Origin of the sequence: Rhizobium sp. 11_C7_N12_5 (assembly GCF_051811145.1) — a bacterium.
Classification (GTDB): Bacteria; Pseudomonadota; Alphaproteobacteria; order Rhizobiales; family Rhizobiaceae; genus Rhizobium; species Rhizobium lusitanum.
Map to the genome: position 1 here is coordinate 3,019,911 of NZ_JBPWPY010000001.1, position 15,723 is coordinate 3,035,633.

Below are 15,723 nucleotides of genomic sequence, written 5' to 3' on the forward strand. Positions count from 1 at the left end.
AGCTCTCGCCTCAATCTTCGGGGTCGAGCAAGCGCGGCCCCGCCCCCTCTTCGGAAAGCCTGTCCCAGGGATTTCGCAGCGGACAGCTTTCCAGCGAGAGGCAGCCGCAACCGATGCAGCCGTCGAGCTGATCGCGCAGGCCTTGCAGGCGCCTGATCCGTGCATCGAGATCACTCTTCCATAGTTCAGAAAGCGCTTTCCAATCGGCCGCCGTCGGCGTGCGCCCCTGCGGCAGTGCCTTGAGCGCCGCCTGAACGTCGGCAAGGGGAATGCCGACCCGCTGCGCCACCTTGATGACGGCGACCCTGCGCAGCACCTCGCGGGGATAACGGCGCTGGTTGCCACGGCTGCGATGGCTGTCGATCAGCCCCTTCGCCTCGTAGAAATGCAGCGCCGAAACCGCCACGCCGCTCCGCGCCGCCACCTCGCCGACCGTCAGCAGCCTGGAAAATTGATTGGGCTCGATTTTTTCCATGATACGCTATTGACCTAAACTTTACTTGAGGTCTTATAACCCGAGCTCCAAACCGCGTAAAGCAGGAGCAAGGCATGACAGAATCAACCCGGCTGGCGATCGTTTATGGCAGCACGCGTCCGGGCCGCCTATGTGACCGGGTGGTCAATTGGGTCGCCCGGGAACTGGTGCACTACCCCCTCATTGAGATCGACATCATCGATCCCCTCGAATTCGATTTACCGTCCCAACATGAGCGCGAGCACGCTGGAGTCGCCGCGCTTTCCGCCCGGCTTTCGCGGGCGGACGCCTTCATTGTCGTGACGCCCGAATACAATCACAGTTTCACGGCCTCGTTGAAATTCGTGCTCGATCTCGTCTACGAGCCATGGCACGGCAAACCCGTCGCCTTCGTTTCCTATGGCGGCATCTCCGGCGGCCTGCGCGCCGTCGAGCAGTTGCGGCTGGTCTTTGCCGAACTGCATGCCGTGACCGTGCGCGACACCGTGAGCTTCGCCAACCCCTGGGGCAGGTTTGCCGAGGACGGCTCGCTCGAAAATCCGATCGAGGCGCGTCAATCGCTGGTTCGATTGATCGCGCGGCTGAACTGGTGGAATGCCGCCCTGAAACCTGCCCGCGTCACCCGCCCCTATCGCTCGGTCGCTGCCTGATCATCACGCGCAATATCCGAATCCGGTCTTTCGTTTCTGGCAGGTGCGAAAGGCTGGTTTGACGTCCGGGCCCTCCTCCACCACGGACCCGGACGTCTATCACTCGCCGGAGCGAGACACAGTTGGCGCATAATCGCGACGATACTTGCCGATACCGCATCGATGGCTTAACCCACTACGGAGAAGATTTCGGCGGGGAGGCTGATGGATAAAACCGCGCGCCTGGGAGGAGCGGATTTCATGCGCGCCGTCGCATGTCTGATGGTCCTCGTTCACCATCTCGTGCTTCGAATGAATTTCTACAAGATCCCTCCGAGCCTGGATCTGACCTTCATATTGGCTCGTTTCGGCAATCACGGCGTCTCGGTCTTCTTCGTGCTTAGCGGCTTTCTTCTCGCACGTCCCTTCTGGCTGGCTCTGGATAAAGCCCAGCCGCTGCCGTCGCTGAAGATTTACGCGATGCGCCGAGCCGCGCGCATCCTTCCGGGCTTCTGGGTCGCCCTGACGGTCGGCTTCGTGATCAGCTTCACGATCTATGGCTTTCCGCTCGATGCGGAGCTCGTCAGCCGCTATGTCGCCGGCTTTTTCCTGATGAGCCAATGGCATTGGCGCACCTTTTTCCCGGTACAGGGCGACGGGCCATTGTGGTCGATCCCCTTCGAGACGACCTGCTATGTCCTGTTGCCGATTGGCTTCCTGCTGCTGTTCAATGAGAAGCTCAGAGCGCGCTCCGCTCTCGTCAGTCGCCTACTATGGATCGGCACCATCGCGGCCGCTCTGATCGGCCATTGGCTGATAGTTACCTATCTTCCAACGGACAGCGCCGGGCGGGGATGGCAATATGGCTTTCAGGGCGGCGCCAAGGAATGGATGCCGCGCTACAACCCCATCGGCTTCTTCGCAATATTTGCGATCGGCGCACTGGCGGCCGGAATCCAGACCATCGTCCACGCCCGCCGTTCGACAATATACGATGTCATAGGCGCGCTTGCGATCATCATGGGCGCATGGCAGCTACCGCAGTCGATCGGCGGTCCAGGAGAAGGCTATGCCTGGCTCGGCATTCCCTATCAATTCCCGCTGCTTCCGCTGGCGGTCGCCATCGCTCTTTGCACTCTGCCGCAATCGCTGTTGCTGGCAAAGGTGCTCGACAACCGCCTAAGCCGCTATGTCGCCACCGTCTCCTTCGGTGTTTACATCTGGCAGGATATCGTCCTGACGCTGATGCCACAGCTCCTCCCCTCGTCCTTCGGCTCAGGCTCGGACGACGTGCTGGGCGGTTGGATAGTCTCAAGCCTGATCGCAACCGCCATCATCTTCGCCATCGGCACGCTAAGCTATATGCTGCTGGAACGCCCCGTCATCGATTGGGCACGGACACGAGAAAACAGAGCCACCCGACCCGCCACTGCGTGACGGGTCGGGGAGAATATCATCGCGGAACGGAAGCGCCTCAGACGCGCGTCGCCTTCAGACGCTCCTCATCGAGAACGATGCCGAGACCCGGCGCTTCCCCGAGATCCAGCCAGCCCGCTTCGTGCTTCAACGGCGATGCCATCGGATAGTCGCGGCGCGCCTCGCTCCATTCCGGATTGTCATAGGGATATTCGAGCCAGGCGACATCGCCGACCCCTGCGCTCAAATGCGCATTGGCGAGAACGCCGATACCGTTCGTCCAGGAATGCGGGGTGAACTGCACGCCCGCCTCGCGCGCCTGATAGACGAGCCGCCGGCAACCGGTAATGCCGCCAACGAGCGCCACATCGGGCTGCACGACATCGAAGGCGCGCTCCTCGATAATGTCTCGGAACTCATAAAGCTCCCGCGTCATCTCGCCGCCGGCGATGCGCAGCGACGTCGCCTGCTTCAGCTCCTTCATGCCCTTGCGGTCGGACCGATGCAGCGGCTCTTCCATCCAGTAGACGCCGAGACGTTCCAGTTCTCTCGCCACCGACAACGCATCCTTGAACGTCCAGGAGAGCGTCGTATCCCAGGGCATGCGCCAGCCCTGATTGCAATCGACCATGAGCTCCAGCCTGTCGCCGACGCGGGCGCGGATCGCCTCCAGCGCCTTGACGTCTTCGCGCCAGCCGCCACGGCCGCCTGCCGACGAGGAGAAGCGCACCTTCATCGCCGGAAAGCCTTCCTCGATATAGCGCTCGGCCTGATCGGCCATTGCAGACGGTTCGCGCAGCACGCCGGAGGATGCATAGAGCCGCACGCGGCTGGCGCGGCCGCCCAGCATGCGCCAGACAGGCTCGCCGGTGACCTTGCCGGAAAGATCCCACAGCGCCAGATCCATCGGCCAGCAGCGGCCATAATGGAAGTTGATATGCGACAGCACTTCGTAGTGACGCTCGAGATGCCGGGGATCCTGCCCTATGAACAGATCCTCATGGCCCTCGAAGCCCTTCATGAGATCGCCGGAGCCGATGCCTTCGCGGCCCTCGTCATCCCTGACGCGCACGATGGTCGCATCGAAGTGCCGGCGCGGGCGGCCGTCCCAACTCGCCTTGAACGCCGGATCGAGTGGCAGGCGATGATTGGTAATCTCAATGGAAACGATCTTGCTCATGGTGGCGTCCCTCTTCCCAAGCATGATCCCGAAACGCCCGAAGCCGCTTTCGAGACCATGTTGATTTTTATGTCTTAGCCGAATTGCTGCCAGATGGTCTTGTAGTCGCAATATTTGTCGATCGCATGCACCGAGCGGTCGCGCCCAAAACCAGACTGCTTGAAGCCGCCGAAAGGTGTGGCGAAGTTCGACATGTCATAGGTGTTGATCCATACTGTGCCAGCATGGATCGCTTCGGAAAGGCGATGCGCCCGATCCATATCCTTGGTGAAGACGGCGCCGGCGAGCCCGTAGATCGTATCGTTGGCGATCCCCAGCGCTTCCTCTTCCGTATCGAAGGGAATGGCGGCAAGCACAGGCCCGAAGATCTCCTGCCGCGCCAGGCTCATGTCGTTGGTCATGTCGACGAAGACGCCCGGCGAGACATAGTATCCGCCGGTCTCGCTCAGAACACGCTCGGCTCCGAAGGCCCGGCGCGCGCCTTCCTTCTCCCCGGCCGCAATCATCGCCAGCACCTTGTTCATGTGCTCTTCCTCGATCAGCGCGCCGATCTGGGCGCCGGGATCGAGCGGGTGCTTCAGCGCGATATCCGAGCGCGTCACCGCCTCGATCTTCTCGATCAACTTGTCCTGCACCGAGCGCTGCACGATCAGCCGCGTCGAGGCATGGCAGGTCTCGCCGGAATTGTAGAAGCAACCCCAGGCCGCAGCGACCGCCGCCGCATCGAGATCGGCATCCTCGAAGACGACGAGCGGCGACTTGCCGCCGAGCTCCAGCGCCACGCGCTTGACGTTCGATTGCGCCGCATAACCCATGATCAGCTTGCCGACCTCGGTCGAGCCGGTGAACGCGATCATGTCGACATCCATGTGCAGCGCCAGCGGCTTGCCCGTCTCCTCGCCATAACCGGTCACGACGTTGAGGACGCCGGCAGGCAGGCCCGCCTCGAAGCCAAGTTCGGCCAGGCGGATCGCCGAAAGCGAGGATTGCTCGGCCGGCTTCAGCACCACGGAATTCCCGGCAGCGATAGACGGCCCGAGCTTCCAGGCATCGATGATCATCGGATAGTTCCAGGGCGTGATCGCGCCGACCACGCCAATCGGCACCTTGCGCACCAGTGCGCGGGCATTCGGGCCTGTCGGGGCGATCTCGTCATACATCTTGTCGATCATCTCGCCGTAGAACTGGATACCGTCGGCGCAGAGGCGCACGTCGACACCAAGCGACGCCATGACCGGCTTGCCGACGTCAAGCGTCTCCAGCATGGCAAGCTCATCGCCATGGGCACGGATCAGCTCGGCCCATTTCAGCATGATCCTCTTCTTTTCCAGCGGCTCCTTCTTGCGCCAGACACCACTTTCGAAGGCGGCGCGGGCGGAAGTGACGGCGGCGCCGATATCGGCGGCATTGCCGCGCGCCAATTGCGCGCCGGGCTTGCCGTCCATCGGGCGGATGCGGGTGAAGGTCTCGCCGGAAGAGGAAGCGCGAAAGGCGCCGTCAATGAAGTGGCGTCCCTCGAGCTTCAGGCCGGAGAGAACATTTTCCCAATAGTCGCGTGTGTATTCCTTGGTCATCTCAGATTCCTTTCGGCAGCGCCATGACGGCGGCCGCAAAATGATCGATGTCGGCATCCGTCACATCGCGGATGGTCGAGCGCCGCATGGGCTGGTTTTCCGGCGCGCGCATCTCGCGGGCAAGATCGATGGCATCGAACGGCTTAAAGGCTGATGGCAGCGACCGCGTGATCCCGCAACGATCCATCCAGTCGGAGACGAAGGCCGGCAGTTCGGCGGCATTGGCCACGCCGCAAGCCTTTGCCGCCGCATTCAGTTCTGGCGTTTCGGCTTCGACCAGCCAGCCAAGCGTCGCCTCGAAGCCGAGCGCGGTCGCAAGACCATGATGGACCGGCGCCAGGCCCGCCAGAGCATGGCTGACATTGTGGGCGATCGCCGTGCCGCAATTGTCGATGGCGATGCCGGCAAAACAGGAACCGAGCAGCACATCGCCACGGGCGGCGATGTCATCCGGCTGCTTGACCGCCGTCTCCAACGCGCCTGTTATCAGCCGCAGCGCCTGATGCGCATAGAATTGGGCGCCGCGATGGGTGTTGCGGTTCGTCGCCGCCTCGAAAGCATGGATGAAGGCATCAATGCCGCACCACGCCGTCAGGTTGGCCGGCAGCGTCTTCGTCAGCGCCGGATCGAGGATGACGAGATCCGCCTTCGTCTCCGGACCCCAGATCCAGAGCTTCTTGCCTTCCGGCCCGGCAAAGATGTTCGTTGCCGAGGTCTCCGAACCCGTGCCGGCCGTGGTGGGCACCATGATCTTCTTCAGCGGGTTCTTCGGCAGCGGGTTGGCGGCCAGTGCGTAGTGCATCGGGTCCTTGCCGGAGGCTGCGCAGCAAGCGACGATCTTGGCGATATCCAGCGCCGAGCCGCCGCCGATGCCGATCACCATATCCGCGCCCTCGGCGACCTGAATGGCGGCCTGCAGATGCGCGAGTTTCGGCTCGCCGGAAAAGTCCGAGAAGACCTGCGTCTTTACACCGGCTTCCGCGAGCTCAGCGCCGATCTTGCCGGCAAGGCCCGACTGCGCCAGGAAAGCGTCGATGACAAGCAGAACGGCTCCGACGCCATCGAAGGATTTGACTGCTGCGGGAAGGTCGGACAGGGCGCCGTCGCCGAAACGAATGTCTGGGATGGCGGAAATGGAAAAGGACACGAGGGATCCCCTGATAAATGCGGCTGATATGACGTCGTGATCCTGCATCACAATCTCAGATCTTCAAATCCGGGCAATTATCAGGAATATTGATGATCTGAAGTTATGGAGAGCCCATGCTCGAGAAAATACCCCTGGAAGCCTTCCGCGTCTTCGACGCCGCCGCCCGCGCGATGAATTTCTCCCGCGCCGGCCGAGAGCTGAACATCACCCAGGCCGCCGTCAGTCGCCGCATCAAGGGACTGGAGGACCACCTCGGCGCGACGCTGTTTACCCGGCGCGGCCGGAACCTGGCACTGACGCCGGAAGGCGAACGGCTGTTCCAGCGTGTACGCGCCACGCTGGAATATCTGGAAGAGAGCCTGGAGCCCTTCCGGGCCGGCACGGGCGAGATTATCTCGATTGCTGCAAGCGGCTCCATCTCGCATCTCTGGCTCGGACAACGACTGAGGGATTTCGGCAAGGAAAGCCCTGGGATCTCCGTGCGCCTGCTGACGACAGACGTCCATTCCGAACTCGCATCGGAGAACAACGATCTCATCATCATCTATTCCACCGGCGAGCATCCGCGCTGGAGCCTGACGCCGCTGATGAAAGAGGTGCTGGTGCCCATCGCATCACCAGACTACCTGGCAATTCGCGGATTGAACCCGCAGGCATTGACTTCGGTTGATATTGCCGCGCTTGATCTTATCGATTACGAGCGTGCCAACGCCCACTGGATCAGCCTACGTCAATGGTTCGGCCGTATCGGCGACCCCTTGAAAGGCAAGCTGCGGAGACCGCGCCTTTCCTTTTCGACCTATATCATGGCTGTGGAGGCGGCGCTTAGGGGCGAAGGCATAGCGCTTGGCAGTCTCGGCCTTGTCGAAGAGTATCTGCAATCCGGTGCGCTCGTCACCGTCGGTACCGACCGTGTCGAGAGCGGCTTCGGATACTATCTCGGCGCACCACGCTTCCGTTCGCTGTCTCCGGAAGCGTTGCAGTTGCACCGGTTCCTGCTGCGCGGACAACAGGCCTGATGCGATTTCGGGAGGAATATCCCCGCTGCTTCCGCCGTGAGAAGTCGGAGATTTAAAGGGGTTGCGATCACTCACCACCTGCCCTCGTGGTTCGAGGGCGCTTACGCGCCACCTCATCATGAGGGCTAACCCGTTATGCCAGACCTCATACTCGACAAACCTCACGCCATTGGAACTAGCTTATGCTACGGCGCCCGCTCCATTCTCACCCTGAGGTGCGGAGGCTCCTGAGCTTGTCGAAGGGGGCGAAGCCTCGAAGGGCGAGCATGGCCCACGCCCTCTGACAAAAAAAGCGGCCCAGAGGACCGCTTTCATCTCAACTATTGCATCCGGATCACATCAATCCTGCGGGATCGAGCCGCGCAGATGCGAGAGTTCCATGATGAAATGCTCAAGGCGCGATTTGTGCTCGTGATGCTCGGCATCTTCAAGCTCGGCCTTGGCAGCATTGATGCGGCGCTCCAGCTCGTCGCGGCTCATGTCCTCGACCGTAACGGCGGATTCGGCCAGCAGCGTGCAGCCCGTCGGCAGGATGTCGGCGAAACCGCCGAACACGACGTAATCCTGCTTCTTGCCCGAGGCCAGATGCACCTTGACGACACCTGGCTTGATGGTGGTCATGGTCGGCGCGTGATGCGCCATGACAGTCATCTCGCCTTCCGAGGCGGGGATGACGACATCGATAACCTGCTCCGACAGGAGCAGGCGCTCCGGAGAAACCAGTTCGAAATTGAAATTGTCAGCCATGACCCGTCACTTCTCGATTGTCTCATTCGCAAGGCAAGGGCGCGCGGGCAATGCCGCGCGCCGATGGATTGGCCTTAGGCAGCCAGCTTCTTGGCCTTTTCGATCGCTTCTTCGATCGAGCCGACCATGTAGAAAGCGGCTTCCGGCAGGTGGTCGTATTCGCCGTTGACCAGGCCCTTGAAGCCCTTGATCGTGTCTTCGAGCGCAACGAGCTTGCCCGGCGCACCGGTGAAGGCTTCGGCGACGAAGAACGGCTGCGACAGGAAGCGCTCGATCTTGCGGGCGCGGGCAACGGCCAGCTTGTCTTCTTCGGACAGTTCGTCCATGCCGAGGATGGCGATGATGTCCTGGAGAGCCTTGTAACGCTGCAGGGTCGACTGGACCTTACGAGCGATTTCATAGTGCTCTTCGCCGACGACCATCGGGTCGAGCATGCGCGAGGTGGAGTCGAGCGGGTCGACAGCCGGGTAGATGCCCTTTTCAGCGATCGAACGAGACAGAACCGTCGTCGCGTCCAAGTGGGCGAACGAGGTTGCCGGCGCCGGGTCGGTCAAGTCGTCGGCCGGAACGTAGATGGCCTGAACCGAGGTGATCGAGCCCTTGGTCGTCGTGGTGATGCGTTCCTGCATCTGACCCATGTCAGTGGCGAGCGTCGGCTGATAGCCCACGGCCGAAGGAATACGGCCGAGCAGAGCCGACACTTCCGAGCCTGCCTGGGTGAAGCGGAAGATGTTGTCGACGAAGAACAGAACGTCCTGACCTTCATCGCGGAAGTTCTCGGCAACCGTCAGGCCGGTCAGAGCGACGCGGGCGCGGGCGCCCGGCGGTTCGTTCATCTGGCCGTAAACCAGGGCAGCCTTGGAGCCTTCGCCGCCGCCGTGCTTGTTGACGCCGGATTCAATCATTTCGTGGTAAAGGTCGTTGCCTTCGCGGGTACGTTCACCCACGCCTGCGAACACCGAGTAACCACCGTGCGCCTTGGCGACGTTGTTGATCAGTTCCATGATAAGAACGGTCTTGCCGACGCCTGCGCCGCCGAACAGGCCGATCTTGCCGCCCTTTGCGTAAGGTGCGAGCAGGTCAACGACCTTGATGCCGGTGACCAGGATCTGGCCTTCGGTCGACTGCTCGACGTAAGACGGCGCGTCCTGGTGGATGGAGCGCTTATGGGCCGTGACCAGCGGGCCGGCTTCGTCGACTGGCTCGCCGATGACGTTCATGATACGACCGAGCGTTTCATGACCGACCGGAACCGAGATCGGCGCACCGGTATCCGAAACGATCTGGCCGCGAACCAGACCTTCGGTGGAGTCCATGGCGATCGTGCGGACCGAGTTTTCGCCGAGGTGCTGCGCGACTTCCAGAACAAGGCGGTTGCCGTTGTTGCTGGTTTCGAGAGCATTCAGGATCTTCGGCAGATCGCCATCGAAATGAACGTCAACGACGGCGCCGATAACCTGCGTAACCTTGCCGACCGAAACTGCGGCCTGAGCTGCGTCAGCCATAATCTTACCCTCTTTTCCTAGCCTCAGAGCGCTTCCGCGCCCGAAATGATTTCAATCAATTCCTTGGTGATCTGCGCCTGACGCTGACGGTTGTAGCTCAGTGTCAGCTTGTTGATCATCTCACCAGCATTGCGCGTCGCATTGTCCATCGCACTCATCTTGGCGCCCATCTCGCCGGCAACGTTCTCAAGGAGCGCGCGGAAGACCTGGACGGAGAGGTTGCGCGGGATCAGATCCTCGAGGATCGAAGCCGCATCCGGCTCGTATTCATAAACTGCGCCCTTGTGGGCAGCATCTTCTTCGACGGCGGCGGGAGCCGAAGCCGGGATGAGCTGCAGCCCGGTCGGCACCTGGCTGATCACCGATTTGAACTCGGAGTAGAACAGCGTGCAGACATCGAACTCGCCGGCTTCAAACATCTCGATGATGCGCTTGCCGATGGCATCCGCATTCTCGTAGCCGATGCGTTTGACGTCGCGCAGTTCCTTGCGCTCGACGATCAGGGAAGAATACTCACGACGCAGGATGTCGTAACCCTTCTTGCCAACCGTGAAGATCTTCACGGTCTTGCCTTCGGAAAGCAGCTTGCGAATGTGATCGCGGGCAAAGCGCGCGATCTGCGAATTGAAACCACCGCAAAGGCCGCGTTCAGCCGTGCAGACCACGAGCAGATGCACATCGCTCTTGCCGGTGCCGGTCATCAGCAGAGGCGCGCCGTCAGCTTCGCTGACAGCAGCCGTGATGTTGGCAAGAACGGCGCCCATGCGCTGCGAATACGGCCGCGCGGCCTCCGCCGCCTCCTGGGCACGCCGAAGCTTCGCCGCGGCGACCATTTTCATCGCCTTGGTGATCTTCTGCGTCGCCTTGACGGAGGCGATCCGGTTTTTCAGATCCTTAAGTGAAGGCATCCGGTATCCGTCCTAGAAGTGAGGTCCGATCAGGCGAAAGACTTGGCGTAGCTGTCGAGAGCAGCCGTAAGCTTGCCCTTGGTCGCGTCGCTGATAGCCTTTTCGGTCCGGATCGTATCGAGGATCTCCTTGCCTTCCGAACGGAGGTAGGACAGCAGACCCTGCTCGAACTTGCCGACCTGCGGAACCGCGACCTTGTCGAGGTAGCCGTTGACGCCGGCAAAGATCACCGCAACCTGCTCTTCCGTCTTCAGCGGCGAGAACTGCGGCTGCTTCAGGAGTTCGGTCAGGCGGGCACCGCGGTTCAGCAGACGCTGCGTTGCGGCATCGAGGTCCGAGCCGAACTGAGCGAAGGCGGCCATTTCGCGATACTGCGAGAGTTCGCCCTTGATCGAGCCGGCAACCTGCTTCATCGCCTTGATCTGCGCGGACGAACCGACGCGCGAAACCGACAGACCGACGTTAACGGCCGGACGAATGCCCTGATAGAACAGGTCGGTTTCAAGGAAGATCTGGCCGTCGGTGATCGAGATCACGTTGGTCGGAATGAAGGCCGAAACGTCGTTGCCCTGCGTTTCGATGACAGGCAGAGCGGTCAGCGAACCGGCGCCCAATTCATCGTTCATCTTGGCAGCGCGCTCAAGAAGGCGCGAATGCAGGTAGAAAACGTCGCCCGGATAGGCTTCGCGGCCCGGCGGGCGGCGCAGCAGCAGCGACATCTGGCGGTAGGAAACGGCCTGCTTCGATAGGTCGTCGTAACCGATCAGCGCATGCATGCCGTTGTCGCGGAAATATTCGCCCATGGCGCAACCGGCGAACGGAGCCAGGAACTGCATCGGAGCCGGATCGGACGCCGTGGCGGCGACGATGATCGAATACTTCAGCGCGCCGCGCTCTTCGAGCACCTTGACGAACTGAGCAACGGTCGAACGCTTCTGGCCGACGGCGACGTAGACGCAGTACAACTTTTCGCTGTCCGGGCCGGCATCGTGGATGGCCTTCTGGTTCAGGATCGTGTCGAGAAGAATGGCGGTCTTGCCGGTCTGACGGTCACCGATGACGAGCTCGCGCTGGCCGCGCCCCACTGGGATCAGCGCATCGATGGCCTTGAGGCCGGTCGACATCGGCTCATGAACCGACTTGCGCGGAATAATGCCCGGAGCTTTCACGTCGACGCGCGAACGGCGGGTCGCATTGATCGGGCCTTTGCCGTCGATCGGATTGCCGAGCGCGTCGACGACGCGGCCAAGCAGTTCCGGACCGACCGGAACGTCGACGATCGCGCCGGTGCGCTTGACGGTGTCGCCTTCCTTGATGTCGCGGTCGGAGCCGAAGATGACCACACCGACGTTGTCGGCTTCAAGGTTCAGCGCCATGCCGCGGATGCCACCCGGGAATTCGACCATTTCGCCGGCCTGGACGTTATCCAGACCGTAGACGCGGGCGATACCGTCACCGACGGAAAGAACCTGGCCGACTTCGGAGACTTCAGCTTCCTTGCCGAAATTTTTGATCTGATCTTTCAGAATTGCGGAAATTTCCGCGGCGCGGATATCCATCAGCCGACCTCTTTCAATGCAAGCTTAAGGGTGGAGAGTTTGGTGCGAAGGGACGTATCGATCTGACGCGAACCAACCTTGACGATCAGGCCGCCGAGGATCGACGGATCGACCGTGACGGCAATCGCCACGTCCTTGCCGGTGACGCCCTTCAGCGCCGCCTTCAATTCATCTTCCTGCGCTTGGGTAAGCGCATGCGCCGAGGTGACCTCGGCGGAAATCTCGCCGCGATGCTGGGCGGCGATGATACGGAAAGCCTTGATCATGCCCGGCAGCGCAAAAAGGCGCCGGTTCTTGGCCACAAGCTTCAGAAAATTGGTAACGAAGGCGCCGAAGCCAGCTTTAGTCGCCAGCACCTCAATCGCGCCGACCTGCTCCTCAGACGAAAAGACCGGACTGAGGACGAAGCGCTTCAGATCGGCGCTGTCATCGAGCATGGCTTGGAACCGATCAAGATCGGCGGTCACTGTCGGTACTGCGCCCTCCTCAAGGGCCAATTCGAACAATGACGAGGCATATCGTTCTGCAACACCAGAAATATGCTGGGATGTGTCTGCCACGGGCACAAATTTCCCTGATTTCAACCCAAGAACTCGGCTTCCGGGTGACGGAAGCCATATATCCTTGAATTCGTTTTGATTTCCCCCAGAAATCAGCAGGAGTACGTTCCTACCTCATCCGAAATTCGGGGTTCGTCTAACATAGGATATTGAGACTCGCAACACGCGTATCCACGGAATACGCCATTCGGGTGAAATTATGATGGCAAAAATCGAAAAGCGTGGGGATAGCGCAGGCAAATAAGGCCACGCCGAGCCTATTTCAGTTCAAATATAGCCCATTCCGTAGAGAAGCGGTAGAGCGGCCAGAATCGCCTGCACAACCAGAAGGAGAAGATTCAAGAATACACTTCCACGATCCGACATGATCGAAAGGATACGGCCGAACGCCGCAACGCCGAAGGAGGCGCCAAGCGCCAGATAGATCATAGGCTGAGCCAGCAGAATCGCAACCAGCCCGAAGCCGGCAAGGAAGCCGCCCGCCGACCGCGCCTCGGCATAGGCTTCGGATCGCCCCTCGCGCACCTGCAATCGAAGGAAGCGATAAGTGTAGCCCGGCGCGAACATCATGACGAGACCGATCAGCGCCGTAGACGCCGCCGAGCAAAAGGCAAGCTGCTCGCCGAATTCGGTCGGAAAATAGAATTCCATCGGTCGCCCCTAAAAGATCGATCGGTGCGCAAATCACCTGAATGAGACGGCCGACTTATGGCATGATCCGGCGGAGCAGGGAAAGGCATGCCGCCATATCAGCCGGGTCAAATCACAGAAAGCTCTGTGGATCGATATCGAGCTGCACCTGCACCGAGCCACGCTCCCTGGGCGATTGCGCCAGCATGGCCCGGAGGAACCCCTGCATGTCGGAATTGCGCCGGCCGTGCACGAGCAGCCGGAACCGGTGGCGGCCGCGCACCAGGGCAAGCGGCGCTTCGGCCGGCCCGAGTACGGAAATACCCTGCACCTGCGGCGCGGCATTGCGCATGCTGCGGGCATGGGTCTCCGCCTCCTGGCGGGTTTCGGCCGAAACGATGATCGAGGCGAGCCGGCCGAAGGGCGGCAGCACCGCCCTCTCGCGCTCGGAAATCTCGCGCTCATAGAAGGCGCCGGCATCGCCTGAGACGATCGCCTGCATGACGGGGTGCTGCGGCTGGTAGGTCTGCAGCAATCCGTGGCTCTTCAGCCCGGTTCTGCCGGCGCGTCCCGTCACCTGAGACAAAAGCTGGAATGTCCGCTCGGCGGCGCGCGGATCGCCATTGGCAAGGCCAAGATCGGCGTCGACAATGCCGACCAGCGTCATCAGCGGAAAATTGTGGCCCTTGGCGACCAACTGCGTGCCGATGACGATATCCGCCTCGCCCTTGGCGATGGCTTCGAGCTCCAATCTCAGCCGCTTGACGCCGCCCATGATATCGGAGGAGAGCATGATCGTCCGCGCTTCGGGGAAATGACGCTCCACTTCCTCGGCAATGCGCTCGACGCCGGGCCCGCAGGCAACGAGGTGGTCGAGCGTGCCGCATTCGGGGCAAGCTTCCGGCGTGCACTCGGCATAGCCGCATTGATGGCACTGGATCTGGCCGCGAAACCGGTGCTCCACCAGCCAGCTTGAACATTGCGGGCACTGGAAACGATGGCCGCAAACGCGGCAAAGCGTCAGCGGCGCATAGCCGCGCCTGTTGAGGAACAGCAACGCCTGCTCGCCCTTGGCAACCGTCTTGCCGATGGCGCGGAGCAAGACAGGCGAGAGGAAGCCGCCGCGTTCCGGCGCGTGGCGGCGCATGTCGACCAGATGCAGGTCGGGAAGAGCGGCATCGCCGAAGCGGGTCGGCAGGTGAATGGTGGTGTAGCGCCCGCTCTGTCCGTTGACCTGGCTTTCGACCGAGGGCGTGGCGGAAACCAGCACGACGGGAAAATCGCCGATGCGGCCGCGCACGACGGCCATGTCGCGCGCATTGTAATAAACGCGATCCTCCTGCTTATAGGCCGGATCGTGCTCCTCGTCGACGATGATCAGGCCGAGGTCCTCGAAGGGCAGGAACAGCGCCGAGCGCGCCCCGGCCACGACCCTGACCTCGCCCGTCACCGCCTGCCGCCAGACCTTCTCGCGCATACGCGGCGCGAGATCCGAATGCCATTCCGCCGGCTTGGCGCCGAAGCGATCCTGGAAGCGCTCCAAGAAACTTGCCGTCAGCGCGATCTCGGGCAGCAGGATCAACACCTGCTTGCCGCGCCTCAGCGTTTCGGCGATCGCCTCGAAATAGACCTCCGTCTTGCCGGAGCCGGTAACGCCGTCGATCAGCGAGACGGAGAACTCGCCCTTGCGCACATCGACCAATATCTCGTCGGCCGCCTCCTTCTGCGGCCCCTCCAGCCGCGAGCCGATATAATCCGGATCGGGCCGGGCGACGACGGGTGGCGGCGGCAGGAAGATGGTTTCGAAAATGCCTTGCGAGATCAACCCATCGACGACGCTTGTGGAAACGCCGGCCGCATGCGCCAGGCCAATGCGCGTCCATGACAGCCCGTCGGCGGCAGTCTCCATGACCTTGGCGCGCGCCGGCGTCAGCCGCTCCGGCTGCCCGCCGATGAAGCGCAACCCCTCGATCATCGGCTCGGGATCGAAGGCGGCCGGCGCGCGCAAGGCCATGCGCGCCACCAGCCCCGGCGGCGACAGCGTATAGGTGGCAACCCAATCGATGAAATCGCGCATATGCTTGCCGAGCGGCGGACAATCGAACACAAGCGTAATGGGCCGAAGCTTCTTCGGATCGACGCCGCCATCCTCGTCGCCATCCCAGACGACGCCGATGACCTGCCTCGGCCCGAGCGGCACCTGCACGACAGAACCCGGCTCGACCGCCATCCCCTCAGGCACCGCATAGGAATAGGCCTTCGGCGCCGGCAACGGCACCAAAACCGGAACCGTGCGGCTCATCACAAGTTTCGCGGGCGCAGCCTCGAAAAGCGCACCGAACAGATCGGAAGAATCTTTATTCATTGCGCC

14 protein-coding genes are annotated in these 15,723 nt (G+C 61.7%); 3 read left to right on the forward strand and 11 right to left on the reverse strand.

Going from position 1 to position 15,723, the window contains the following annotated elements; genetic code table 11:
- Nucleotides 1-10 precede the first annotated feature (10 nt).
- Entirely contained in the window at nucleotides 11-475 is a 465-nt protein-coding gene (gene soxR, locus AB8B29_RS14875) for a redox-sensitive transcriptional activator SoxR (protein WP_113118704.1), read from the reverse strand.
- Nucleotides 476-549: 74 nt separating this feature from the next.
- On the opposite strand from soxR, the gene AB8B29_RS14880 reads away from it, so the two are divergent.
- Nucleotides 550-1,125, forward strand: a complete 576-nt coding sequence (locus tag AB8B29_RS14880; RefSeq protein WP_037196772.1) for an NADPH-dependent FMN reductase — start codon at nucleotides 550-552, stop codon at nucleotides 1,123-1,125.
- 204 nt (nucleotides 1,126-1,329) lie between these two features.
- The gene (locus tag AB8B29_RS14885; protein ID WP_047637831.1) at nucleotides 1,330-2,541 is read left to right on the forward strand and encodes an acyltransferase family protein; all 1,212 of its coding nucleotides are present in this window, start codon (nucleotides 1,330-1,332) and stop codon (nucleotides 2,539-2,541) included.
- Nucleotides 2,542-2,578: 37 nt separating this feature from the next.
- Here the strand turns inward: AB8B29_RS14885 and AB8B29_RS14890 are convergent, their stop codons facing one another.
- The 3 genes from AB8B29_RS14890 to AB8B29_RS14900 all read right to left on the reverse strand — a co-directional run bounded on the left by AB8B29_RS14890 (nucleotide 2,579) and on the right by AB8B29_RS14900 (nucleotide 6,421).
- Nucleotides 2,579-3,700, reverse strand: coding sequence for a mandelate racemase/muconate lactonizing enzyme family protein (locus AB8B29_RS14890; protein ID WP_113118705.1), 1,122 nt, complete (start codon nucleotides 3,698-3,700; stop codon nucleotides 2,579-2,581).
- A gap of 74 nt (nucleotides 3,701-3,774) precedes the next feature.
- Nucleotides 3,775-5,274 (reverse strand): aldehyde dehydrogenase, encoded by a 1,500-nt coding sequence (locus tag AB8B29_RS14895; RefSeq protein WP_113118706.1) that lies wholly within the window; start codon nucleotides 5,272-5,274, stop codon nucleotides 3,775-3,777.
- Nucleotide 5,275: 1 nt separating this feature from the next.
- Nucleotides 5,276-6,421: an iron-containing alcohol dehydrogenase gene (locus AB8B29_RS14900; RefSeq protein ID WP_047637957.1), complete on the reverse strand. Its 1,146-nt coding sequence runs from the start codon at nucleotides 6,419-6,421 to the stop codon at nucleotides 5,276-5,278.
- A 116-nt stretch (nucleotides 6,422-6,537) separates the two neighbouring features.
- On the opposite strand from AB8B29_RS14900, the gene AB8B29_RS14905 reads away from it, so the two are divergent.
- The gene (locus AB8B29_RS14905) at nucleotides 6,538-7,443 is read left to right on the forward strand and encodes a LysR substrate-binding domain-containing protein (RefSeq protein ID WP_047637827.1); all 906 of its coding nucleotides are present in this window, start codon (nucleotides 6,538-6,540) and stop codon (nucleotides 7,441-7,443) included.
- A 339-nt stretch (nucleotides 7,444-7,782) separates the two neighbouring features.
- Here AB8B29_RS14905 and AB8B29_RS14910 read toward each other — a convergent pair whose 3' ends face one another.
- The 7 genes from AB8B29_RS14910 to AB8B29_RS14940 all read right to left on the reverse strand — a co-directional run bounded on the left by AB8B29_RS14910 (nucleotide 7,783) and on the right by AB8B29_RS14940 (nucleotide 15,717).
- Nucleotides 7,783-8,190, reverse strand: a complete 408-nt coding sequence (locus AB8B29_RS14910; RefSeq protein WP_034511671.1) for a F0F1 ATP synthase subunit epsilon — start codon at nucleotides 8,188-8,190, stop codon at nucleotides 7,783-7,785.
- A 74-nt stretch (nucleotides 8,191-8,264) separates the two neighbouring features.
- The gene (gene atpD, locus AB8B29_RS14915) at nucleotides 8,265-9,695 is read right to left on the reverse strand and encodes a F0F1 ATP synthase subunit beta (protein WP_037196782.1); all 1,431 of its coding nucleotides are present in this window, start codon (nucleotides 9,693-9,695) and stop codon (nucleotides 8,265-8,267) included.
- A 23-nt stretch (nucleotides 9,696-9,718) separates the two neighbouring features.
- A complete protein-coding gene (locus AB8B29_RS14920) occupies nucleotides 9,719-10,603 on the reverse strand; it encodes a F0F1 ATP synthase subunit gamma (RefSeq protein ID WP_037196784.1) in 885 nt (294 codons plus the stop codon).
- A gap of 29 nt (nucleotides 10,604-10,632) precedes the next feature.
- Complete coding sequence (atpA, locus tag AB8B29_RS14925; protein ID WP_037196785.1) at nucleotides 10,633-12,162, reverse strand: F0F1 ATP synthase subunit alpha; 1,530 nt, start codon at nucleotides 12,160-12,162, stop codon at nucleotides 10,633-10,635.
- Nucleotides 12,162-12,728, reverse strand: coding sequence for a F0F1 ATP synthase subunit delta (locus AB8B29_RS14930; RefSeq protein WP_037196786.1), 567 nt, complete (start codon nucleotides 12,726-12,728; stop codon nucleotides 12,162-12,164). Before AB8B29_RS14930 ends, atpA begins: the two co-directional genes overlap by 1 nt.
- A 261-nt stretch (nucleotides 12,729-12,989) precedes the next feature.
- Nucleotides 12,990-13,373 (reverse strand): AGROH133_08824 family phage infection protein, encoded by a 384-nt coding sequence (locus AB8B29_RS14935; protein WP_037196787.1) that lies wholly within the window; start codon nucleotides 13,371-13,373, stop codon nucleotides 12,990-12,992.
- A gap of 112 nt (nucleotides 13,374-13,485) precedes the next feature.
- Nucleotides 13,486-15,717 (reverse strand): primosomal protein N', encoded by a 2,232-nt coding sequence (locus AB8B29_RS14940; protein WP_037196788.1) that lies wholly within the window; start codon nucleotides 15,715-15,717, stop codon nucleotides 13,486-13,488.
- Between the last annotated feature and the right edge of the window lie 6 nt (nucleotides 15,718-15,723).

Bases quoted from the DNA above. Each gene is read 5' to 3' on its own strand.
- soxR (WP_113118704.1), bottom strand. From the start codon at position 475: ATGGAAAAAATCGAGCCCAATCAATTTTCCAGGCTGCTGACGGTCGGC.
- AB8B29_RS14880 (WP_037196772.1), top strand. From the start codon at position 550: ATGACAGAATCAACCCGGCTGGCGATCGTTTATGGCAGCACGCGTCCG.
- AB8B29_RS14885 (WP_047637831.1), top strand. From the start codon at position 1,330: ATGGATAAAACCGCGCGCCTGGGAGGAGCGGATTTCATGCGCGCCGTC.
- AB8B29_RS14890 (WP_113118705.1), bottom strand. From the start codon at position 3,700: ATGAGCAAGATCGTTTCCATTGAGATTACCAATCATCGCCTGCCACTC.
- AB8B29_RS14895 (WP_113118706.1), bottom strand. From the start codon at position 5,274: ATGACCAAGGAATACACACGCGACTATTGGGAAAATGTTCTCTCCGGC.
- AB8B29_RS14905 (WP_047637827.1), top strand. From the start codon at position 6,538: ATGCTCGAGAAAATACCCCTGGAAGCCTTCCGCGTCTTCGACGCCGCC.
- AB8B29_RS14910 (WP_034511671.1), bottom strand. From the start codon at position 8,190: ATGGCTGACAATTTCAATTTCGAACTGGTTTCTCCGGAGCGCCTGCTC.
- atpD (WP_037196782.1), bottom strand. From the start codon at position 9,695: ATGGCTGACGCAGCTCAGGCCGCAGTTTCGGTCGGCAAGGTTACGCAG.
- AB8B29_RS14920 (WP_037196784.1), bottom strand. From the start codon at position 10,603: ATGCCTTCACTTAAGGATCTGAAAAACCGGATCGCCTCCGTCAAGGCG.
- atpA (WP_037196785.1), bottom strand. From the start codon at position 12,162: ATGGATATCCGCGCCGCGGAAATTTCCGCAATTCTGAAAGATCAGATC.
- AB8B29_RS14935 (WP_037196787.1), bottom strand. From the start codon at position 13,373: ATGGAATTCTATTTTCCGACCGAATTCGGCGAGCAGCTTGCCTTTTGC.
- AB8B29_RS14940 (WP_037196788.1), bottom strand. From the start codon at position 15,717: ATGAATAAAGATTCTTCCGATCTGTTCGGTGCGCTTTTCGAGGCTGCG.